The organism is Niastella koreensis GR20-10, from assembly GCF_000246855.1.
GTDB classification, from domain to species: domain Bacteria; phylum Bacteroidota; class Bacteroidia; order Chitinophagales; family Chitinophagaceae; genus Niastella; species Niastella koreensis.
In genome coordinates this window covers 4,510,212-4,534,840 of sequence record NC_016609.1, presented here as the reverse complement: position 1 = coordinate 4,534,840, position 24,629 = coordinate 4,510,212, and the positions used below count along the sequence as shown (strand labels likewise).

Here is a 24,629-nt window from a genome sequence, read left to right as displayed (position 1 = left end):
ATATGTATAAACTTTTGTCTTTCGTATTAATGGCTGCAATGGCAGTGGCAGGTGTGGCTCATCCGCCAGCCGGCGGTGGGTCACCCTCGCCGGCACATCATATTGAGCCATTGCAACCATTAAAAGTATCGCCCAATGGCCGCTATTTTATGACGGCTGATGGCAAACCCTTCTTTTGGTTAGGCGATACCGACTGGTTGTTGTTCTCCAAACTGAAACGCGAAGAAGCGATCAAACTGCTGGACGACCGCCGGCAAAAAGGCTTTAATGTAATTCAGGTAATGCTGGTGCATATTGTCAAAGAGGTAAACGCCTATGGCGATACGGCTGTTAGCAAAGGCAATGTAAGCAAACCCATTATCACACCCGGCGATAACCCCGACGATGCCGCGCAATACGATTATTGGGACCATGTTGATTTTGTAGTGAAGGCAGCTGCCGAAAGGGGTATTTATGTAGCCATGGTGCCGGTTTGGGGCAGTGTAGTAAAGGAAGGACATGTGAGCCCGGCACAGGCAAAACAATACGCCGCTTTTTTAGCCGATCGCTATAAATCACAAACCAATGTGATCTGGATGAATGGAGGCGATATCAAAGGCAGCGACTCCATCGCTGTTTGGAAAACGATTGGCTACACCCTGCATCAAAAGGACCCTGGCCACTTGATCACTTTCCATCCACGCGGCCGTACCACTTCCTCTATCTGGTTTCACAACGAGCCCTGGTTACAGTTCAATGTATTTCAAAGTGGTCACCGCCGCTACAGCCAGGATACCAGCAAAGGCGATCTGCATTTTGGTGAAGACAACTGGAAATATGTAGCCATGGATTATGTGAAAAAGCCGGTGAAACCCACTTTTGATGCAGAACCTTCTTATGAAGAAATTCCCCAGGGGCTGCACGATTCGCTGGAGAAAAGATGGTCTGCTGCTGATGTAAGACGTTATGCATACTGGTCGGTATTTGCCGGCGCCTGTGGCTATACGTATGGCGATAACGCGGTAATGCAAATGCACCGCCCCAACGATAAAGACGCAAATTACGGCGTATTCAATACCTGGTACGAAGCCATGCTGGCGCCGGGGTCAGGACAAATGCAATATATAAAAAACCTGATGTTGTCGAGGTCCTATTTCGACCGCGTGCCAGATCAGTCATTGATCGCCGGTGAAGCAGGAGTGAAGTACAATCGAATCCTGGCAACCCGGGGCAATAACTATGCGCTGTTTTATACCTGCAACGGCCGCAACTTTTCTGTTCAACTGAATAAGCTGGCCGGGAAAAATATTAAAGCATCGTGGTACAGTCCCCGGGATGGTAAGTATACGGAGATAGGAACTTTTGAAAATAAAGGAGTTCATGAGTTTGATGCGCCGGGGGATGTTAAAGAAGGTAACGACTGGGTACTGGTTCTTGATTTCTAAGTTAAAGTTCTTAAGTTATTAAGTTCTTGAGTTTATAAGTTAACTCAAGAACCTAAGAACTTAATAACCTAATAACTAAGATAAATGCGATATATACTTTACATATGCTGTTTGTTTCTTGTTAGCTGCTCAGTGCACAAACAAGTATATATGTTTACATCATTCCACGAACCCGCCAGCGATGGGTTGCGGTTGTTGTATAGCTATGATGGCTATAAATGGACAGATGTAGGGCGAACCTTTGTAAAACCTGAAGTAGGTTCCGGAGTAATGCGCGATCCTTCCATTGCAAAGGGCGCCGATGGCGAATACCACCTGGTATGGACAAGCGGCTGGAACAAAGACAAAGGTTTTGGGTATGCCCATTCAAACGACCTTGTTCATTGGTCGAAACCGGAGTTTATTCCTGTAATGGAAAATGACTCAAACGTAGTAAATGTATGGGCGCCTGAGGTTTTCTTTGATGAGGAGAATAACCAGTTCATCATTGTATGGGCTTCTACCATTCCATTTCGTTTTCCCAAAGGCCTGGAAGATGAGAACAATAACCAGCGCCTGTATTATACGGTAACCAAAGATTTCAAAACCTTTTCACCCAGTAAATTATACCTCGATCCGCAGTTCAGTGTGATCGATGCAGAAATTGTAAAAAGAGCGCCCAAAGATTATGTGCTGGTGTTGAAAGACAATACCCGGCCTATGCGCAATATAAAAGTAGCGTTTGGTAATAGTCCGTTAGGTCCCTGGAATAATATTTCCGCACCCTTTACCAAAAATTTCACAGAAGGCCCTTCAGTGGCCCATGTGGGTAAGGACTGGTTGATTTATTTCGACTCCTATGGCGATAAAAAATATGAAGCCGTTAAAACAACGGATTTTATCCGTTTCGATTCGGCGGCTGTATCGGTGCCGGAAGGACACAAGCACGGAACGATATTTATGACGAGTAAGAAGGAGTTGAAAAAACTGTTAAATGAGAAATGAGAAATGAAAAATTAGAAATTGAAAGACAGCAGTAGGAGGTGGGAAGTAAGAAATAAGTAGTAACAAGTAGGATGGAAGAAGATTGAAAAGTTAACAGGATGAATTTTATCACGAGGCTGTATTTCTCCTCCCCCACCGGGGGGAGGCCGGGAGGGGGCCCGTTTCACGATAATGATACTTAGAATGAATAAGCTACTGGTAATAGGAACATTGTTAATAGGAAGTATACAACAAACTACGGCCCAGGATACAGTTCGCTATGTGGGTACTACTTTAGTAAATGTGGATTATCACCATGGTCAGTTATCGCCGGCTGTAGGGGTACACAACATCCAGGTAATGCGGGCCAACAGAGATATAAAGGATTCCACTACCGGTTTTGGCTGGACGTATAACCACCAGCCGTTAATTACTTACTGGAACAATACCTTTTATCTCGAATACCTGAGCAACCCGGTAGGAGAGCACGTGCCGCCTGGTCAGTCGTTGATGATGACTTCTAAAGACGGGGTTCACTGGACGGCGCCAAAGATCTCGTTCCCTATTTATAAAGTACCCGATGGCACTACCAAAGAAGATTATAAAGATTCAGTAGCTCATAACCTTTCGGCTGTAATGCATCAGCGCATGGGTTGGTTTATTTCCAGTAAGAACCGGTTGCTGATGCTCGGTTTTTATGGCATTGTGCTGGGGCCGCATGACGATCCCAATGATGGTAACGGTATTGGCCGCGTGGTACGCGAAATAAATAAAGACGGCAGCTTTGGCCCCATCTACTTTATCCGCTACAATCATGCGTTCAATTCAACAAATACCAGCTATCCCTACTTTGAAAAAAGCAAGGATAAAGGGTTTGTAGAAGCCTGCAAAGAATTGCTGAGCAACAAGCTGATGGTGCAGCAGTGGGGCGAAGAAGCCGATCGCAAGGATACACTGCTCACCCTGCACAACGACAATTACAAAGCATTTAATTATTATACCCTGCCCGATGGCAGAACTGTTGGATTGTGGAAACTGGCATTGACTTCCATCAGTCCTGATAAAGGGAAATCGTGGTTGTATAACCCCGTACGTGCACCACACTTTGTGAACAGCAATGCGAAGATCTGGGGACAACGCACTTCCGATGGTAAATATGTAACCGTATACAACCCATCAGAATTCAGATGGCCATTGGCATTATCTGTAAGTGACGATGGACTGAATTATAAGAACCTGTTACTGGTGAATGGCGAAATCACCTCGCTGCGGTATGGCGGCGCCTATAAAAGCTATGGTCCGCAATATGTACGTGGCCTGGAAGCGGGCGCGGTTTCGCCTGATGGCAATTGCTGGATTACCTATAGCATGAACAAGGAAGACATTTGGGTGGCGAGCATCCCCGTACCTGTTAAGGATAAAGTAGCCGCAGATGTAAATGACGATTTCGCCACTTTACCCGCCGCAACGGCATTGAACGAATGGAATATTTACAGTCCCCTGTGGGCGCCGGTGGCTCTTGACAAAGCACCAGATGGCACGCAGGTACTGTCGTTGAAGGATAAAGATCCTTTTGATTTTGGGAAGGCCGAACACGTTTTGCCGGCCGCAAAAAGAATGACGGCGACGTTTACGGTAGTACCACAACAAAACGATCATGGTAACCTGCACATCGAGTTTCAGGATGCCAAAGGCAGCGCCGGCATCAGGCTGGTGTTTGATTCAACAGGCGCCTTGTATGTAAAAGCAGGCTATAGAAACAGAAGCATCATGAAGTACGAGGCAGGAAAACAGTATGAAGTTACCGTATCCTTAAACACAAATGCCCGTTTTTATACCGTATCCGTGAATGGAAAGGAGAGTGGCAACCAGATTTTTTTTGCCCCTCTGGAGAATGTACAACGACTGGTTTTCAGAACCGGCGATGTACGTCGTTTCCCCGATTCCGATACCCCAACAGATCAGCTATATGATTTGCCAAGCCCTGGCGCACAGGCTCAACCAGCAGCATATTTGATCAAGTCAGTAAAAACGAAAAAGATACAATAGTGAGTAGTGAGTGGTGAGTAGTGAGTAAGTCACCGATATTTGGAAAGCTTGAATAATCGGTACCCACTGACCACTCACCATTGACCACTGACCAGCAGCTTGAAATGAAAAACTATGATTAAGAAATTAGGCTTATTGTTTGGGATTGTCTTATGCATAAGCAGCGCTATTGCTCAGAAGAGCACAAAAAGCAGTGCTGTTTTGAAAGCAGATGATTTCCGTCACTATGTAGACTATTTCAATAAAATGGAAGACGAGAATATTGTACAGGCCATTCCCAATGCACAGGCATGGGACTGGATGAAAGTAAATATTCCGTTGTTTGAATGCCCGCAACAGAACTTTGAGGAAATGTGGTATTTCCGCTGGTGGACGTTGCGAAAGCACATCAAACAAACTCCGGTAGGTTATGCCTTTACCGAGTTTTTGGTGCCCCGTAACTATGCAGACAAATACAACCTCATCAGCAGCGCCCTGGGGCATCATATTTATGAAGCTCGCTGGTTGCGCGACCCAAAGTACCTGAATGAGGATATGCATGTATGGTACCGTGGTAACGATGGCAAACCCATGAACAAGTTGCACACCTTCAGCAGCTGGAACATTTATGCGTTGTACAACCGGTACCTGGTAAATGGCGACAGCACCTGGCTGCTGAACATGCTGCCCGATTTTGAAACAGATTATGCCCGCTGGGAATCGGAAAAACGGATGCCCAATGGTTTATACTGGCAAACGGATGTAAAGGATGGCATGGAAGAAACCATCAGCGGTGGCAGAAAAGAAAAAAATTATCGCCCCACCATCAACAGTTATATGTATGGCAACGCCATCGCATTGGCTAATATGGAAAAAATGAAGGGCGACAAAGCAAAGGCTGATCTGTATACGGCCAAGGCAGATACACTTAAAAAAATGATTCAACAATTACTCTGGAACCCGTCAGATACATTCTTTGAAACCCGCAAACAGGCAGACACCCTTGCCAATGTGCGGGAAGAAATAGGATTTATTCCCTGGTATTTCAATTTACCCGATGCCGGTTATGAAGCCGCCTGGAAAAAGGTTAAAGAAGAAAAAACCTTCTGTGCACCTTTTGGAATAACTACTGCCGACAGAAGCGATCCGCGTTTCCGTAAACATGGCTGTTGCTCCTGTGAGTGGGATGGCGCTGTTTGGCCCTATGCAACAGCACAGACCATGACGGCTATGGCCAACTTAATGAATAACTATACGCAATCTGTTGTGGACGATTCGGTGTATTTTCGCCTGATGGAAACGTATGTGGAATCGCAATACCGCCGCGGCCGTCCCTATGTAGGCGAATACCTCGATGAAACGCATGGGTATTGGCTGAAAGATGACCAGGAACGCAGCCGGTATTACAACCACAGCACCTTTAACGACCTGATGATAACCGGGTTGGCAGGCTTGCGGCCCCGGAATGATAATAAAATAGAAGTAAACCCATTGATTCCGGAAAATAAATGGAACTGGTTTTGTTTCGACAACATACCATACCATGGAAAACTGGTGACCATCATCTGGGATAAAGACGGATCAAAATATAAAAAAGGCAAAGGACTGAGTGTTTGGGTAAATGGAAAGAAAGCAGTGTCAGCCGAACATTTACAAAAAGTAATAGGAAATCTTGAATAGTACGATGGAAATGAAACCGACTATAAGAACTAAATTATTGAGAAGGCTGGCTTTCGCTTGCAGCTTGCAGCTTGCCGCTTGCAGCTTTTCCCTGGCTCAACAAACGGAGGTTCAATACCTGTCTGGAACAGGCAGTGATAAAACGGTAAACTGGCAATTCTTTTGTACAGCCGGTCGCAATTCGGGTAAATGGACAACCATTGCCGTACCCAGCAACTGGGAAGTGCAGGGATTTGGAAAATATAACTACGGACACGATAAAGATTCGGTTCGTGGTAAAGAGCAGGGTTTATATAAATACAATTTCAATGTGCCCGCCAACTGGCAGGGTAAAACCATTAATATCGTTTTTGAAGGTTCCATGACCGATACCGAAGTAAAGATCAACGGTAAATCGGCCGGGGCCGCCCATCAGGGTTCTTTTTATAGTTTTACCTATAACATCACCAACCTGGTAAAGGCTGGTAAAAAGAACCTGCTGGAAGTAACAGTAAGCAAACACTCAGCCAATGAATCGGTAAACTGGGCAGAACGCCATGGCGATTACTGGATCTTTGGCGGCATTTACCGGCCTGTGTTTTTACAGGCTGTGCCTGTTGAGCACATTGCCCGCGTATCTGTTGATGGACAGGCAAGCGGCGCTTTTACGGCCAATGTAAAAGTAGCGGCTGTTGTACAGGCAGATGAAGTAAGCGGACAGTTGTTTACCATGGATGGTAAAAAAGTAGGCGAGGCCTTTTCTGCAAAAATAAAATCAGGTGATTCCCTTGCTACGTTGAAAACAAGTGTGGCTTCTCCGGCCACCTGGACACCGGAGTTTCCCAATCGCTACAAGGTAGAATTTACCCTGCTGGCAAAAGGAAAACCGGTTCATACCTTACAGGAGAAATTTGGTTTCCGTACTATTGAAGTGCGCGAGCGCGATGGCATTTACCTCAATGGCGTTAAGATAAAATTCAAAGGGGTGTGCCGTCATTCGTTCTGGCCAACCACCGCAAGAGCAATGAATGAAACCCGCAGCATCGAAGATGTGCTGATGATGAAAGACATGAACATGAACGCGGTGCGGATGTCGCACTACCCGCCCGATGCACACTTCCTGAACGCCTGCGATTCATTAGGTTTAATGGTGCTGGACGAATTGTGCGGCTGGCACAAAGCATACGATACCCAGGTAGGCAGCATTCTGGCGCAGGAAATGATCGTGCATGATGTGAACCATCCCTCCATCGTTGTTTGGGATAATGGTAACGAAGGTGGCAGTAATGCTGAGCTGGACCACTGGTTCGATGAAATGGATCCCCAACACCGTCCGCTGATCCATCCCTGGCAGGTGTTTCGTCAGTTCGATACCCAACATTATATCAACTACGATTACGGTAATGATACGCACCTGCATGGTCACCAGATCGTGTTCCCTACAGAATTCCTGCATGGTTTGTATGATGGTGGTTTAGGCGCCGGGCTGGAAGATTACTGGGAACTGATGTGGCATCATCCCCGTTCAGCCGGTGGTTTCCTGTGGGTGTTTGCCGATGAAGGCGTGATCAGAACAGACAAAAAAGACAGCATCGATACAGATGGCAACCACGCGCCCGATGGCATTGTTGGTCCCTACCACGAAAAAGAAGGCAGCTATTATACCATTAAAGAAGTATGGGCGCCCGTTCATTTCGAGTTAAAAGATCTTACCCCTGCTTTCAACGGACAATTCACCGTAGAAAACAGGTATCATTTCACCAACCTCAATCAATGCCGCTTTACTTTCAAGTTAGCGTCATTGCAAAACGGCAGCAAGGACAGTGTTGTAGGTACCGTGAATGTGCCCGGCATAGCGCCAGGTACAAGCGGCGCCATTACCTGTAACCTGCCTGCCAACTGGCAACAATATAATGTACTGTATGTAACCGCATACGATGTAACCGGTCATGAAATATATACCTGGAGCTGGCCCATTAAACTGCCTGCTGCAGTTGCAAAAAATATAATCAAACTGGAAGGCAATGCTACGGTTAATGTGTCTGAAAAAGATTCATTGATCATCGCTACTGCCGGTGATGTTACTATCACGTTCAATAAAAGAACAGGTTTGTTACAAACCGTACAAAATGGTAAAGGCGCCATTCCTTTAAGCAACGGTCCTTTGTTGTGCGAAGGCGAAGCCGGCTTTGTAAAATGGAATACCCGCAAAGAAGGAAACAACCTGTTAATTGCTGCTGAGTTTCAGAAGAAAAGCCTGGTGCAGTTACTGGAGTGGACTGTATTCCCTTCAGGCTGGGTAAAAATGCAGGTGAAGTATTTTCCGAAAGATTATGAAACCTCATTGGTAGGTGTCAACTTCTCATTCCCTGAAAGTACCGTAAAATCTATTCAGTGGATGGGCGAAGGACCATACCGGGTTTGGAAGAACCGCATGAAGGGTGGCACGTTGAATATCTGGAATAAAGACTACAATAATACCTCAACTGGTGAAGGCAAACTGATCTATCCCGAGTTCAAAGGTTATTATTCTAACCTGTACTGGATGAAGTTGAACACTACCGCACAACCGCTCACTGTTGTATGTGCCGATGAAGATGTGTTCCTGCGGTTGTTCACCCCTAAATTTTCGGTTACCCCGTTCAATACCGCACCTGCGTTCCCCGATGGCGATCTGTCGTTCATGCATGGCATTTCACCCATTGGCACCAAATCGCAAAAAGCGGAGAATATGGGGCCCATGGGGAAAAAGCATATGTTCTATGATTATGGCAAGGACCCGATGTATGCCAAGGATATAACTTTATTCTTTGACTTTTCGGGTAAGGACTAAAAAAGATGACCTGTCAGGTTTCGTTTGCGTCGAAATCCGAACCTGACAGGTCACTTACGAGTTGAGCAGGGAGTTGATGGAGTTGACAGGGTTGATAGAGTTAATAATGGAAACGAAGAAGGGAAAAATGGAAAATAAAAAATTGAGAAAGATGAATTTTATTGCGAGGCTGTGTTTCCCCTCCCCCACCGGGGGAGGCCGGGAGGGGGCTAGACTTTTTTTAACAACCATGCTGCTGATTTTATCAGCAGCATCGCCCGTTAAGGCCCAGCTCACTGCCCGCCATCTTCGTTGTGAAATGTTGATCAACCCCGCCGGGATCGATGCAACGCAGCCAAGGCTTAGCTGGCAGCTTGCCGGGAAGGTGCGCAATATTCAACAGGTCGCTTACCAGGTACTGGTAGCCTCCACTCCGGAGAAACTGGCCAAACAGGAAGGCGATATCTGGAACTCCGGTAAGGTAAGTTCCAACCAATCTATCAATATTGAATACAAAGGCAAAGCCCTGGCAAGCCGCACCGCCTGTTACTGGAAAGTAAAAGTATATACCAACAAAGGCGAAACCGGTTGGAGCCAACCCGCCAGCTGGAGCATGGGCCTGTTAACGCCCGGTGATTGGAAGGCGCAGTGGATCGGATTAGATAAAGCCATGCCCTGGGACAGTGTTACCCAGTACTCACGGCTTTCTGCACGTTATTTCCTGAAAACGTTTACACAGCAATTAGCAGTTAAGCGGGCTACGGTATATGTTTCCGGTCTTGGCTTATATGAATTGTTTATAAACGGACAGCGTATTGGTGATGCCGTGATGGCGCCCGGTGCTACTGACTTCAATAAATCTGTTCTCTATAATACTTACGATGTAACAAAACAATTGCAGCATGGAAACAATGCGATAGCTGCGGTGTTGGGCAACGGCCGTTTCTTCACCATGCGGCAGAATTACAAGCCCAAAAAGATCAACACTTTTGGCTTTCCAAAACTGTTGCTGCAACTGGAAGTAGAGTATACCAACGGCACAAAGAAAACCATTGTTACCGATGGCTCCTGGAAGATGACAGCCGATGGCCCTATTCGCACCAACAACGAATACGATGGGGAAGAGTACGATGCAACAAAAGAGATGACCGGTTGGAACAAAGCCGGCTTTAATTCTGCCGGCTGGCAACAGCCGGAGATGGTGCAGGCGCCTGCCGGCCACCTGACTGCGCAAATGAACGAACCCATTAAAATAATGAAGACCATAAAACCGGTGAGCATTACCCAATTGAAACCGGGTGTTTTCATTTTGGATATGGGGCAGAATATGGTAGGCCGTTTACAGATGCAGGTAAAAGCCGGCAAAGGCCAGCAAGTGACCTTGCGCTTTGGTGAAAGCCTGCAACCCGGTGGCGAATTGTATGTACGTAACCTGCGCGATGCAAAAGTAACCGACATCTATACCGCCAAAGGCGTAGGTATCGAAACCTGGATGCCTGATTTTGTATACCACGGTTTCCGCTACGTGGAGATCACTGGTTATCCCGGTACACCTGCGGTAACCAATTTTGAAGGCAAGGTAATCTTTGATGACCTCGCAACTACCGGCACATTTGAAACCAACAATGAAATTGTAAACCGCATTCACCAGAATGCCTGGTGGGGCATCAGCGCCAACTACAAAGGAATGCCGCTCGATTGTCCGCAACGGAACGAGCGTATGCCCTGGCTGGCCGACCATGCCATTGGTTCATTAGGGGAGAGTTTTATGTTTGGCAATGGTAACCTGTACGCCAAATGGCTGCAGGATATTGAGGAAGCCCAAACACCCGAAGGGTCTATCCCCGATGTGGCGCCTGCATACTGGAATTACTTCAGCGATAACATGACCTGGCCCGGTACTTACCTGGTGGTGGCCGATATGCTGTATAACCAGTATGGCGACAAACGCGTCATTGAAAAACATTACGCCAGTATGAAGAAATGGCTGCAATACATGCAGACCCGGTTCATGAAGGATTATATAATTTCCAAAGATAAATACGGCGACTGGTGCGTACCACCCGAATCACCTGAGTTGATCCACTCGCAGGACAGCATGCGTAATACCGATGGTACCCTCATTGCCACCGCTTATTTCTACCGCATGATGTGGTATATACAAAAGTTCGCTGGTTTAATAAACAAACCGGAAGATGCAAAGGAGTTTGCAGAACTGAACCAGCATATCCAGGAAGCCTTCACCAAACGCTTCTTCAACAAACAAAAGAAATCCTACAGCAATAATACCGTAACCGCCAACCTGCTGCCCTTGTACTTTGGTATTACGCCCGATAGTTTGCGGGAAAGCGTGTTCAATAATATTTCCAGCAAGATCTGGACAGCCAATCATGGTCACATCAGCACCGGCGTAATAGGCACCCAATGGCTGATGCGTTGTTTGAGCGAGTACAAGCTCCCCGATATGGCCTATACGCTGATCTCCGATACCACCTACCCAAGCTGGGGCTACATGGTAAAACATGGCGCTACCACTATTTGGGAGTTGTGGAACGGCAATACGGCGGCGCCGCAAATGAATTCGCAGAACCACGTGATGTTGCTGGGCGATCTGCTGGTATGGATGTATGAAAATGCAGCCGGGATAAAATCAGATGATACAGCCACGGGGTTTAAAAAGATCATCATGAAGCCCACGCCGTTGGATGGGTTGACATTTGTAAACGCCTCTTACCAATCGGTGCATGGCCTGATAAAAAGCAACTGGAAGAATTCCATCGACCGCTTTACCTGGAATGTGAGCATTCCGGCCAATACCACGGCATTGTTATACATTCCGGCCGATGACGTAAAGAACATCCTGGAAAACAACAAGCCAATCGCAGGCGCTGATGGTATTCGCTTTGTGCGTATGGAAGGCAGGAAAGCGGTGCTGGAAGTTGGCTCAGGCGATTATTCGTTTGTATCCAACTATAAGTTTAAAAGCGGCATCGTAACTGATGAATTCATTTTCGATAGAACATCATTCCCTGAAAGTCATGCGGCTACCATTGCCGAAACGCCGAAAGGGTTAGTGACTGCCTGGTTTGGTGGCACCAAGGAAAGAAACCCCGATGTATGCATTTGGGTAAGCCGTCAGGTAAACAACAAATGGACAGAACCGGTAAATGTAGCCAATGGCATTATCAACGACTCACTGCGCTACGCCTGCTGGAACCCGGTATTGTACCAGGCGCCCAATGGCGAGCTGCTGTTATTTTATAAAGTAGGTCCCAATGTGGCAGGCTGGAAAGGCTGGCTTATTCGCTCTAAAGACAGTGGCGTAAGCTGGGGCAAACCCGAAGCGTTGCCTGAGGGCTTCCTGGGCCCGATCAAAAATAAACCAGTGCTGTTGAGCAATGGCGATCTTATTTGCCCCAGTAGCCGGGAAGGCAGTGGCTGGACGGTTCTGTTTGAAGTGACTTCCGACTTTGGTAAAACCTGGCGCATGGTGGGGCCCATCAATCCTGATAAAAAGATCAACGCTATACAACCAAGTATACTCACCTATAAAGATGGCAAAATGCAGATCCTGTGTCGCAGTAAAACGTCTTCAGTAGTGGAATCCTGGTCAACCGATAACGGTAAAACCTGGACGCCGCTGGCGGAGAGTACATTGCCGAATAACAATTCCGGCACCGATGCAGTGACCCTGAAAGATGGCCGTCAGTTGATCGTATACAATCACGTGGCAACGCCGAAAGGTGCGCCCAAAGGCGCCCGCACCCCGTTGAATGTGGCCGTATCATCAGATGGAAAATTATGGCAGGCGGCCCTGGTGCTGGAAGATTCACCGGTGAGCCAGTACTCTTATCCGTCAGTGATCCAGTCTGCCGATGGCATGGTGCACATTGTATACACCTGGCGCCGGCAACGCGTGAAATACGTAAAGGTTGATCCCACTAAACTGAAACTGGTTCCATTGACTGAGTTTCATTCGGGGAATCAGAGTGGGGATAGTGAATTATAAGAGCAGTTATTAAGTTATTGAGTTCGTAAGTTCTTTAGTTAACCCAATAACTTGATAACCTAATAACTTAAGAACTGGAACTTAAAAGAACTAAGAATATAATTATGCAGGATCTATTAAAAATTAGCTTTCCCGGTAAACTGGTATTCGGTAAAAATACATTGGAGCAGTTGCCCGATGAAGTAACGGCTTTATCCTGCACCAGGGCGTTGGTAATTACCATTACTCCTTTGTTGGGTCAGTTGAAAAGCTTTGTGAACAAGTTGGAAGCAGGTGGCGTACAGGTGCAGACGAATACAAGCATCGTTAATGAGCCATCATTTGCGGAAGTACAGCAGCTGTTACAGGAAGTAAAAGGCTTCAACCCCGATGTGGTGATTGGTATTGGTGGTGGCAGTGTGCTGGATGTAGCGAAAATAATAGCTGCGCTCCTCGAAAACGAACAGGGATTAAAAGATATAGTGGGTATTGGCTTTTTAAAACGCCGCCCCAAAAAGCTGATCTGTATGCCGACAACGTCCGGCACCGGCAGCGAGGTTTCGCCTAACTCTATTTTGGTTGATGAAACAGATAACCAGAAAAAAGGGATCATCAGTCCCTTCCTGGTGCCCGATATAGTGTATGTAGACCCGTTACTGACTATGGGCGTGCCGCCTGCCATTACCGCCGCAACCGGGATAGATGCGTTAACGCATTGCCTGGAAGCGTACACCAATTTGTTTGCACATCCATTTATTGATGTATATGCTTATGAAGGTATGCGCCTGATCGCTGCCAATATTGTGCAGGCTGTAAAGAACGGTAATGACGAAGAAGCCCGCACGCAGGTTGCCATGGGCAGCTTGTTGGGTGGGTTCTGCCTGGGGCCGGTAAATACGGCGGGTGTGCATGCGCTTTCATATCCGCTGGGCAGTGCATATCATTTAGCTCATGGCTTATCAAATGCCCTGTTGTTGCCTTATGTAATGGAGTTCAGCTATGTGGCCGCGCCCAAACGCTATGCAGATGTGGCTGTTGCCCTGGGTTGTGAACGCGAAGCCGATGATGTAAAAACAGCGTTGAAAGGAATTGAAAAGATCCGTTCCCTGATCAGCGCCTGTGGTATTCCGGCCCGTTTGCGCGATGTAGGCATTCCAAAAGAAGCCATTCCGCAAATGGCGGTCGATGCCATGAAGATCACGCGTTTGTTGAAGAACAACCCGCGCCCGATCACCGGGAAAGATGCTATTGATATATTTAATGCAGCTTATTAACCATGCAACAAAAGAAGTACAAAGGTGTAGTGGTACCGGCGGTTACGCCCCTGGCGTCGCCCACGGCCAACCGGCTTTCGCTGGATGCGGAAGCTGTAGAAAGAATGTTTGCCAATTTTCGTCAACATCAGGTAATGCCGTTTATTTTAGGCACTACCGGTGAAGCAGCCTCATTGCCTCAGTCGATAAAACAGGATTACCTGAAAGTGGCCGCCCGGGTAAAACAGGCCGGTGATGTGCTGTATGCCGGTATTTCTTCCAATATCATGGAAGAATCGGTGCTCTTTGCGAAACAATCTTTTGATGCCGGGGTGGATGTAGTGGTGGCTACGTTGCCGAACTATTATCCGCTTACACCCGGTGAGATGAAAACCTATTTTGAGCGCCTGGCCGATGCAGTAGGTGGTCCGTTGATGATCTATAACATCCCGCCAACGGTGCATATGTCAATACCATTGGAGGTAGTGGAGGCATTGAGCCATCACCCCAATATTGTCGGGTTAAAAGATTCTGAGCGTAGTGAAGAACGCCTGCAGGCTGCCCTGCAATTAAGCGCCAATCGTGCGGACTTCGTTTATTTCGCCGGCTGGGCCGCACAAAGCGCCGCCTCCCTGCTAAAAGGCGGCGATGGCATTATCCCCAGCACCGGTAATGTTGCGCCAGGTTTGTACAGCGAATTGTATAAAGCCGCATTGGGGGGTAACGAAACCAAAGCGAATGCGCTGCAAAAAACTTCAGATGTATTGGGAAATATTTACCAGGGTGGTAAAACCCTTGGAGAATCATTATGGGCATTGAAGGTGCTGATGAAAAAAGAAGGACTGTGCGAAACGCATATGATGCCGCCGTTATATCAATTATCAAGCGAAGAAGAACAAAAAGTATTAACCGCCTGGGAAGCAGTAGTAAGCACCGGGGCTACAAAATAAACCAACATGCAGAAGCCGATTATAGGAATTACAATGGGTGATCCGGCCAGTATTGGGCCGGAGATAGCCGTTAAAGCATTACTGAATGAAAAAGTACACGCTGTTTGCCGCCCGCTGATCGTTGGCGACGCAGGTGTGTTCAATGATATTATTAGCCGGTTGAAATTACCAGCTACAATAAACGCCATCACCAAAGTGGCCGATGCTACTTTCAAACCAGGCATCATCGATGTGTTTGATTTGAAGAATGTAGATATGAGCAAACTGCAATTTGGCGAGATCTCTGCCATGGCAGGGGGCGCTTCCTTTGAAGCAGTGAAAAGAGTAATTGAGCTGGCGCTGTCGGGCGATGTAGACGCTACCGTAACAGGGCCCATCAATAAAAAATCGATCAACGAGGCCGGGCATCACTTTGCCGGTCACACGGAGATCTATGCACACTATACCGGTACAAAGAAGTATGCGATGTTACTGGTGGAAGAGAATATGCGCGTGATCCACGTGTCGACCCACGTTTCATTGCGCGAGGCCTGCGACCTGGTTAAGAAAGACCGCATTATACAGGTGATAGAATTGCTGCACAACGGCATTCTGTCACTGGGTGCTACCAATACAAAGATTGGGGTGGCCGGGTTGAACCCGCATGCGGGTGACAGCGGTTTGTTCGGCACCGAAGACGATGGCGAGATAAAACCAGCGGTGGAAGAAGCCCGCAAAATGGGCTATGATGTAGATGGTCCCGTGCCTGCCGATACCCTTTTTTCAAAAGCGGCAACCGGCACCTATGGTGGCATTGTGGCCATGTACCACGACCAGGGACATATTCCTTTTAAACTCACCGGGTTTAAATGGAATGCCGAGAAAAAACAAATGGACAGTGTGAAAGGCGTGAACATTACTATGGGCTTACCCATCATCCGTACTTCGGTTGACCACGGTACTGCCTTTGAAATTGCCGGGAAAGGCATTGCCAGTCCCGATGCGATGGTACTTGCCATTGAAGCTGCCGTGCAATTAAGTAAACACCGGATTAAACAACAAAACCCAGCATAATGATAGCGGTGATCGCAGATGATTTTACGGGCGCTGCCGAGCTGGCGGGTATTGGCTTACGCTATAACCTGACCGTAGAGCTGGGCACCGAAGTAAATACAGCTACCAATGCTGATCTGTTTGTTATAGCCACAGATGCCCGGTCGTTACCTGAAGTGGAAGCGGTAGCGGTGATGCAAAAGCATACCCGCGAACTCCTTGCCTTACAGCCAGCCATGATCTTCAAAAAAACAGATTCTGTTTTGCGGGGACATGTACTGGCAGAGATCCAGGCGCAATTGTCGCTCACCGGTTTTAAAAAAGCGGTGTTGGTAGCGGCCAACCCGGCACTGGGCAGAACGATTGAAAATGGCCGGTATTACCTGCATGGAAAACCCGTGCATGAAAGCAGTTTTGCACATGACCCTGACTTTGCCATCAACAGCTCCGTGATCCTGGATATGTTGCGCAGCAAAGGCAATTCAGTATATGTAAAAAGATTTAATGAAGCATTGCCCGATTCAGGCATTATAGTAGGAGAGGCAGCACAAACTGCCGACCTCCAGGCCTGGGCTACCCGCATGGATAATACCACGCTGATAGCCGGTGCTGCCGGTTTTTTTACCGCGATGCTCGATAAACTGCTCGCCGGTAAACGACCCGCTGAAAGCGACATGGCAACCGGGCGTTTGCCATTTAGTTTGTTTGTTTGCGGAACCACTTTTTCGCAAAGCCGTAACACCATCAAACAAATAAAAACAGCTGGTGGCCCCGTATGCTATATGCCCGATGAAATAATCCGTTCCGTGCACAGCGGTACCTATAGCTATGTAAAATGGGCCAATGAAGTGGTGGCCCTGGTAAAAAAACATGGAAAGGCCATTGTGGCCATTCATGAAGATTCCACCAGGGAAACAGGCGTTGGCGCTGGTCAGCTGAAAGAAAAGATGGCGGGACTGGTAAATGAAGTATTACAGCGCAGCATGGTGCAGGAGTTGATCGTGGAAGGCGGCGCTACCGCCTGGGCCCTGATCAACCAGTCGAAACTAACCCGGTTTTACCCGGTAGAAGAGATGGCGCCTGGCGTGGTGCGGATGCAGACAAATGATCCGAATTTATTTATTACGGTTAAGCCGGGGAGTTATCAATGGCCGGATGGATTATGGAGTTTTTAATAAAGAGAGCTATCATTTTATAATTGCCATATGAATTTATCAGTATTGGATTATATCATCATCATATGTTTTCTGGTGGTGACATTATATGTAGGGTACCGGTTTGCGCGAAAACAGGATTCTTTTAAGTCCTACTTTTTGGCACATGGAAGGGTGCCATCCTGGGCAATAGGTATGTCGTTATTGGCGACACTGATCAGTAGCGTTACTTTCCTGGCATATCCCGGTACAGGGTTTACCAGTAACTGGATCTTGTTGGTGCAGGGGTTGATGGTGCCCATTGTATTATTAGGCACCATCTGGTTTATAGTTCCGTTATACCGTAAAGTAATTGGGTTAAGTACTTACGAATATTTTGAAAGACGTTTTGGCGCCTTTGCCCGCTATTACAGCTCGCTGGCCTTTGTGCTGCGGCAATTTTCCGGTATGGGCACTGTGCTGTTCTTACTGGCATTGGCGTTGGATAGTATGATCGGTGGCAACACCATGATCATGATTATGGTGGTAGGGTTGATTATCATTGGCGTGAATTTAATGGGTGGCATGGAAGCGGTGATCTGGCTCGATGTATTCCAGGGTTTCATGCTGTTTGCCACTGGTATTACTTGTTTAACCGTTATCCTGTTCTCCACCCATGGTGGTATTTCGGAGATCTGGGCGGTGGCAAAAGCCAATGGCCACACCGGGTTTGGTCCCTATGATGCCGATCTTACCCGGGTAACCTTCCTGGTAATGGCTATCAATGGCTTGTTTTATGCCATTCAGAAATATGGTACCGACCAAACCGTAGTACAACGTTATTTAACGGCAAAAACCGACAAAGGCGCCATCCGGGCTTCACTCATGGGTATTTTGCTCACCGTTCCCGTTTGGATGTTGTTCATGTTCATAGGTACGGCTTTGTTTGTTTTTTATAAACAGAATCCGCTGCCGCAAGGCCTGCATCCCGAACAGGTATTCCCTTATTTTATTGGCACCCGGTTACCCGTTGGGGTAAGAGGCCTGATCCTGTCGGCCATGATCTCAGCTGCCATTTGCAGTTTGAGTGCCGACCTGAACAGTCTGGCTGCTGTAGGTGTAGAAGATTATTATAAGAAAATGCGTCGCGGCCTTTCTGACCATGCTTATTTAAAAGCCGGCAGATGGACCGTGGTGATCTCTGGTTTGATTGCCATGGGTATTGGCTGTTTGTATATCAATGCCGGCAGTGAAGGCGTATTGGGCATTGTGTTTACGCTGTATGCCATCTTCTCCGGGGGTATAGTAGGCATTTTCCTGCTGGGTATTTTCAGCGCCCGCGCCAACAAACAGGGTATTAACATCGGCATTATTGCCTGTATCCTGTTTACGTCTTATGCGTTTTTGACGTCTACCCAAATTGGAATAGGCGCCAATAAACACCTGTTACTCAATTTCGGTGAATATAATTTTGGTCACGATAAACTGATGCTCGGTGTGTACAGTCACCTGGTAGTGATTAGCGTGGGTTATGTGGCCAGTTTGTTCTTCCCCAAACCGGTACTGGATAAAAATCTCCTGTACTCTGGCTGGAAGGAAGCGAGAAGGAACGAGAAGAGAGAAGCGAAAGTTACTTTGAAGGCAGTTTAGTAGTGAGTTGTGAGTTGTGAGTTGTGAGTTGTGAGTGAGCTCGCCATTATTCAGCCTTCCGAACAATCGGGAACCCACTCACAACTGACAACTGACTACTGACAATATAATAAAACAAATTATGCGCAAACTATTTTATCTCATTTGTTGCCTCACGATTTGGGTGGACAGCCGAAGCCAGACTTCTGACGATGCCTACCGGGAGCCGTTGAAACAGGTGTTAACGGAAATTGAAAGCCAGTACGGCATCAAGATCCGGTATAGCGACGGCATGGTGAACGATCGTTGGGTAACGTATGCCCGCTGGCGTTTTCGCCCCGATGTGGAGAAAACACTCGCCAATGTGCTGGCTTCGCAGGACCTGTCGTTCAGCAAAGAAGGCGACAAACGTTATAAGATCAGTGCCTTTCAATATCATTTAAAAACAGTAGAAGAAGGTAAGGCGCAACTGGATTACCTGAGTACGTTATACAATGATGTGGCCAGCTGGGAAAAACGTAAAACGGAGCTGCGTGCCTGCATGTATGAAGCGTTGCAGTTATCGCCTGTTCCGCCGGCCCCGGCATCAAAACCCATTACAACGCCGGTGCGCAAAATGGATGGGTATACTGTAGAGAACATTGCATTTGAAGTATTGCCCGGGGTGTATACCTGCGCATCTATATACAAACCGGCAAAAATAAAAGGAAAGATCCCCGTGGTGTTATGTCCTGATGGCCACTGGGAGAAACACCGGTACCGCCCCGATTGCCAGTACCGCTGCGCCTCACTGGCCCGCATGGGTTGTATGGCTATCAGTTATGATCTGTTTGCCTGGGGCGAATCGCTGTTACAGTTTAAAAGCGAAGATCACCGCCGCAGTCTGGCCATGACGGTACAAACGTTAAATGCGTTTCGTATCCTGGACTATATGCTGAAACTGAAAGAAGCAGATACCAGCCGCGTAGCCATCAGTGGCGGATCGGGTGGGGGCAGTCATACCATGCTGGTAACAGCCCTGGACGACCGCATAAAATTAAGCGTGCCGGTGGTGATGGTTTCCTCCTTCCACAGCGGCGGCTGCCCGTGTGAAAGCGGCATGCCGGTGCATTTATGTGGAGGCGGCACCAACAATGTGGAGATTGCTTCCATGGCGGCGCCCCGGCCGCAACTGGTAGTGTCTGATGGTGGCGACTGGACGGCACATGTGCCCGAAATCGAGTTTCCGTTCCTGCAAAGAACGTATGGGTTGTATGGAAAAACCGGCGAGGTGGAGAACGTGCATCTGCCGTTGGAAAAACACGATTACGGAATTAATAAACGTACTGCCCTGTATGAATTTATCGGCAAACATTTTCATTTAGACATGTCTGCCGTAAAAGATAAAATAACCGGTAAGATCGATGAAAGCAAGGTGACCATAGAATCGGAGAACGCCTTGTATGTCTTCGGGGATCATGGGGAGAAGTTACCGGCCAATGCGATCCATAGTTATGATGATTTAAAGAAACTATTTGAGAAAAAATAGTTGATAGAGTTGATGGCGTTGATAGAGTTGATAAAGGGAAGAACGTTGACGAGTTAACAGGTTGACAAGGTTGAAGACAGGAAGGAGGAGTTGAGAAATAAAGGCAGATAAATATTGTCGCGAGGTTGCCCAACTCCCCCTCCACCGGAGGGGGGCGGGGGGAGGCCTGCTGAGAAGTTAAGAGGTAGAATATTATCGCAAGGCTCGATTGCCGATTGCCGTTTGCCGTTTGCCGATTCATCCCGGCTCAGCCGGGACCGATTCACGATAAAGTTAAACTCACTATATGAAGTTTCAAGTATTCACATTCGCACTTTTAGTAACATTACTGTCGGGCTATAGAGTGTCTGCACAAAAGCTGGTGAAGACAGATGGACGGTATAAGATTGCCGTAGTTGATCTTATGATCCTGAAGAGACAAAAACTCAGTGCCTTTCAATTGTCAAAAGAATTAGGCGCCGATGGCGTGGAAGTTGACATGGGCGGTATGGGCGATCGCGAAACGTTCGATAACAAACTGGCCGATGATACCATCCGTACTTTGTTCCTCGACAAAGCCAAAGAATACAACCTGGAAATAGCTTCATTGGCAATGACTGGCTTTTATGCCCAATCATTTCCTGAGCGGCCAACTGCGGTGAAAGCGGTGGGGGATTGCATCAACACCATGAAGAAGATGAATGTGAAAATTGGCTTTCTGCCATTGGGTATTCAGGGTGACCTGACCAAATTTCCTGAAAAGAGACCAGCCGTTGTTGCCCGCCTGAAAGAAGTAGGCAAGCTGGCGGAAGCGGCCGGGGTGATCATTGGGATTGAAACTTCGTTAAGCGCTACCGATGAATTAAAACTGTTAAGCGATATTGGTTCACCAGCTATTCAGATCTATTTCAACTTCTCGAACGCCATTACAAACGGAAGAGACCTGTACAAAGAAATGGAGATCCTGGGTAGCCATATGTGTCAGATCCATAGCTCCAACCATGACAGTGTATGGCTGCAAAACGATAAAACTATTAATATGAACCAGGTAAAACAAACGCTGGATAAAATAGGTTACAGAGGCTGGCTGGTGATAGAGCGTTCACGCGATGCTTCTGATCCTAAAAACGTAAAAAGGAATTTCGGCGCCAATGTAGCGTATTTGAAATCGATCTTTCAATAGGATGAGAATTTAACATAAGATGAAAAGACTATTTAAATACACGATTGCCTGCACTTTATTTACATGGTTTTTGGGTATGGCTGTACAGGCTGCCGACATTTATGTAGCTCCAGGTGGTGCGGATGCAAATCCCGGAACAAAAGAAAAGCCCATGGCTACCGTAGCTATGGCTTTGCGTAAAGCAAGGGAATTGCGCCGGTTAAAAGATCCTACTATTGCGAATGGAATTCATATTATTATAGAGAACGGTGTGTACGCATTTGATGAACCGCTGTTCGTGCGGCCTGAAGATTCGGGTACGCCTGAGAGCCCGACTGTAATTGAAGCAGCGCCTGGCGCAAAGCCGGTGTTCAGTGGCGGCTTATCGGTAAATGGCTGGCGAAAAGCCACGGAGAAAATTCCTGGTCTGCCTGCTGTGGCACAGGGAAAAGTTTGGGTAGCCGATGCGCCTGTTATAAATGGCCGGCTGCTCGATTTTCGTCAGTTATGGGTAAACGATCAAAAGGCCACTCGCGCCCGCGATCGCAATGCCGATAGCATGAACCGTATTCTTTCCTGGAACCATGAAACCCAGCAATGCTGGATCCCCAAACCAAAAACAACTGGCTGGGAAAAAGCGGCCGGTTTGGAAATGGTTATTCATCAATGGTGGGCTATCGCTATTTTACGCATAAAATCGGTTACAGTAAAGGGTGACAGCGCTTTGTTGAGGTTCTGTCAGCCCGAAAGCCGTATTCAGTCAGAGCATCCCTGGCCTGCGCCCTGGATCTCACAGAAAACCGGTAACTCGGCTTTCTTTCTCACCAATGCTGTCGAGTTTCTTGATGAGCCTGGTGAATGGTATTTGGATGTAAAGAAACAACAGCTCATCTACTGGCCACGCAACAATGAGAATATGAGCATTGCACAGGTGGTAGCGCCGTATTTACAAACCATTGCCCGCGTGGAAGGAACAATTGATGAGCCTGTATCACATGTATATTTCAAAGGCATCGACTTTAAATATTCCACCTGGCTGCGTCCTTCGCAGGCCGGACACGTGCCTTTACAGGCCGGGATGTTTTTATTAGATGCTTACAAACTAAAGATCCCTGGTACGCCTGATAAAAAAGGACTGGAAAACCAGGGCTGGATCGGCCGTCAGCCGGGTGGGGTAGAATTAGTGTTTGTAAACAACACCGGTTTTGAACGCTGCAATTTCTCACACATGGCTGCTACCGGTCTCGATTATATTAAAGGAACGCAACTCGATACCATTGTTGGTTGCACCTTTCATGATATTGCAGGTACCGCTATCCAGGCCGGTACCTTCTCTGATCCTGGTTTTGAAACGCACTTACCCTATGCCCCTGCCGATGCGCGGGAGTTGTGCCGCAAGCTTACCATCAGCAATTGTTTTATTACCGATTGCGCCAATGAAGACTGGGGTTGTGTGGGTATCAGCGCCGGTTATGTGCAGGGCATCAATATCGATCACAACGAACTGAGCGATCTGCCATACAGCGGTATTTGTGTTGGCTGGGGCTGGACGAAAACCATCAACGCCATGAAGGATAACCGCATTCACGCCAACCTGGTGCATCATTATGCTAAACATATGTATGATGTAAGTGGTATCTATACCTTATCGGCCATGCCCGGTTCGGTAATCAGTGAGAACGCAGTGCACACCGTTTTGAAAGCGCCTTATGCGCATGATCCGCACCATTTCTTCTATCTCTATCTCGATGAAGGTAGTTCCTACATTCAGTTAAAAGATAACTGGACCGAAGAAGAAAAGTACCTGAAGAACTCCAATGGCCCCGGTAATACCTGGGAGAACAATGGACCGAAGGTAGCGGATAGTATAAAGAGCAGAGCCGGATTGGAAGAATCCTTCAAGGAAATTAAAAATGTGAAATGAGAAATGAAGAATGAGAAAGTGAGGACCTTAAACTTTAAACAAAAAACTTAAAACCAGGATATGTTGAATCTCGGAGTATTAGGGTTAGGTGAAGGCCGCAGTACTATGTCTGCCGCTTTAAACAGCAGCAAGGTGAATCTGAAAACCATTTGTGACAGGAATGAAGAATTGTGCAAACAACGCAGCAAGGAGTTTCAGTTCTTCAATTATACAACGAAGTATGAGGACATGCTGAATGACCCGGAGATTGACATCATTGCTATTTATACGCCCGATCATTTGCATGCAGACCATATTAAACAGGCATTACTGGCTAACAAACACGTAGTGTGCACCAAGCCGCTGATAGATGACCTGTCGAAAGCAAAGGAGTTGCTCGATCTGCAACAAAAGACCGGTAAGAAGGTTTTTGTGGGACAAAGCTCCCGGTTTTTTGAACCGGCTAAAAGACAGCGGAAAGATTTTGAAGCGGGGTTGATTGGTGACCTGATCACCGTGGAAAGCCATTATAATGCCGATCATCGCTGGTTTTTAGAAAAGCCATGGGCCCTGGAAAGTGCGTTCAAATGGCTTTATGGCGGGTTAAGCCATCCGGTAGATTTCATCCGTTGGTACCTGCCCGAAGTGGAAGAAGTAATGGGATATGGAATGATCAGCAGCAATGGAAAAACAGCTGGTTTGAAGAATGAAGATACCATGCACTTTATTTTTCGGGCTGCAGATGGCCGCATAGCACGGGTAAGCGGCTCGTATACCGGCCCTATTCAACCTGCACAAAGAGACAGCGGCATGAGTGTGGTGTTACGGGGAACCCTGGGTGCATCTCAGGCCGATTATCATGAATTACGTTACGCCATCACTGATAAAACCGGGGAAGAAAAAATAGTGCAATGGGGCGATAAGACCATCAAATACTACTTCCGGTTTGAAGGTCAGAGTCACCATGCCGGTGAATACCAGAATTACCTGGAATACTTTGCCGACAGCATCACTAATAATACAACTGCTTATCCCGATCTGAAAGAGGGTATAGGTACGATCGCATTGTTACAGGCGATGGATAAGTCACTGAAAACTGGAATGCCTGTGAAGGTAAGTGACTTCCTGAAAGCACATAACTTATAATTAAAAAAGCAATGCCAATGCTTAACTGGTTTTCGCGTTC

Annotated in this window: 15 protein-coding genes; all 15 read left to right on the top strand. The window is 47.2% G+C overall.

Annotated elements, in window-relative coordinates; genetic code table 11:
- Positions 1-14 precede the first annotated feature (14 nt).
- Positions 15-1,424: a glycoside hydrolase family 140 protein gene (locus tag NIAKO_RS17750; protein WP_242675446.1), complete on the top strand. Its 1,410-nt coding sequence runs from the start codon at positions 15-17 to the stop codon at positions 1,422-1,424.
- A 150-nt stretch (positions 1,425-1,574) separates the two neighbouring features.
- Complete coding sequence (locus NIAKO_RS17745) at positions 1,575-2,408, top strand: glycoside hydrolase family 43 protein (protein WP_242675447.1); 834 nt, start codon at positions 1,575-1,577, stop codon at positions 2,406-2,408.
- Positions 2,409-2,591: 183 nt separating this feature from the next.
- Complete coding sequence (locus NIAKO_RS17740) at positions 2,592-4,436, top strand: sialidase/neuraminidase family protein (RefSeq protein WP_014219818.1); 1,845 nt, start codon at positions 2,592-2,594, stop codon at positions 4,434-4,436.
- 114 nt (positions 4,437-4,550) lie between these two features.
- Entirely contained in the window at positions 4,551-6,095 is a 1,545-nt protein-coding gene (locus NIAKO_RS17735) for an MGH1-like glycoside hydrolase domain-containing protein (RefSeq protein WP_014219817.1), read from the top strand.
- 10 nt (positions 6,096-6,105) lie between these two features.
- Entirely contained in the window at positions 6,106-8,907 is a 2,802-nt protein-coding gene (locus NIAKO_RS17730; protein ID WP_107685573.1) for a glycoside hydrolase family 2 protein, read from the top strand.
- Between the two features lie 229 nt (positions 8,908-9,136).
- Positions 9,137-12,895 carry a family 78 glycoside hydrolase catalytic domain gene (locus NIAKO_RS17725; RefSeq protein WP_049815559.1) on the top strand — a complete coding sequence of 1,253 codons (3,759 nt, stop codon included), beginning with the start codon at positions 9,137-9,139 and terminating at the stop codon, positions 12,893-12,895.
- 104 nt (positions 12,896-12,999) lie between these two features.
- Positions 13,000-14,148 carry an iron-containing alcohol dehydrogenase gene (locus tag NIAKO_RS17720; RefSeq protein ID WP_014219814.1) on the top strand — a complete coding sequence of 383 codons (1,149 nt, stop codon included), beginning with the start codon at positions 13,000-13,002 and terminating at the stop codon, positions 14,146-14,148.
- 2 nt (positions 14,149-14,150) lie between these two features.
- Positions 14,151-15,077 carry a dihydrodipicolinate synthase family protein gene (locus tag NIAKO_RS17715; RefSeq protein ID WP_014219813.1) on the top strand — a complete coding sequence of 309 codons (927 nt, stop codon included), beginning with the start codon at positions 14,151-14,153 and terminating at the stop codon, positions 15,075-15,077.
- A gap of 6 nt (positions 15,078-15,083) precedes the next feature.
- Positions 15,084-16,130, top strand: coding sequence for a 4-hydroxythreonine-4-phosphate dehydrogenase PdxA (pdxA, locus tag NIAKO_RS17710; protein WP_014219812.1), 1,047 nt, complete (start codon positions 15,084-15,086; stop codon positions 16,128-16,130).
- Complete coding sequence (locus tag NIAKO_RS17705; protein WP_014219811.1) at positions 16,130-17,284, top strand: four-carbon acid sugar kinase family protein; 1,155 nt, start codon at positions 16,130-16,132, stop codon at positions 17,282-17,284. Before pdxA ends, NIAKO_RS17705 begins: the two co-directional genes overlap by 1 nt.
- A gap of 30 nt (positions 17,285-17,314) precedes the next feature.
- Positions 17,315-18,892: a sodium:solute symporter family protein gene (locus tag NIAKO_RS17700; RefSeq protein ID WP_014219810.1), complete on the top strand. Its 1,578-nt coding sequence runs from the start codon at positions 17,315-17,317 to the stop codon at positions 18,890-18,892.
- Between the two features lie 121 nt (positions 18,893-19,013).
- Entirely contained in the window at positions 19,014-20,399 is a 1,386-nt protein-coding gene (locus NIAKO_RS17695) for a DUF4974 domain-containing protein (RefSeq protein ID WP_014219809.1), read from the top strand.
- A 286-nt stretch (positions 20,400-20,685) separates the two neighbouring features.
- Positions 20,686-21,561: a sugar phosphate isomerase/epimerase family protein gene (locus NIAKO_RS17690; protein WP_014219808.1), complete on the top strand. Its 876-nt coding sequence runs from the start codon at positions 20,686-20,688 to the stop codon at positions 21,559-21,561.
- Positions 21,562-21,580: 19 nt separating this feature from the next.
- Positions 21,581-23,464, top strand: a complete 1,884-nt coding sequence (locus NIAKO_RS17685) for a right-handed parallel beta-helix repeat-containing protein (protein ID WP_014219807.1) — start codon at positions 21,581-21,583, stop codon at positions 23,462-23,464.
- Between the two features lie 60 nt (positions 23,465-23,524).
- A complete protein-coding gene (locus NIAKO_RS17680; protein WP_014219806.1) occupies positions 23,525-24,589 on the top strand; it encodes a Gfo/Idh/MocA family protein in 1,065 nt (354 codons plus the stop codon).
- Positions 24,590-24,629 lie beyond the last annotated feature (40 nt).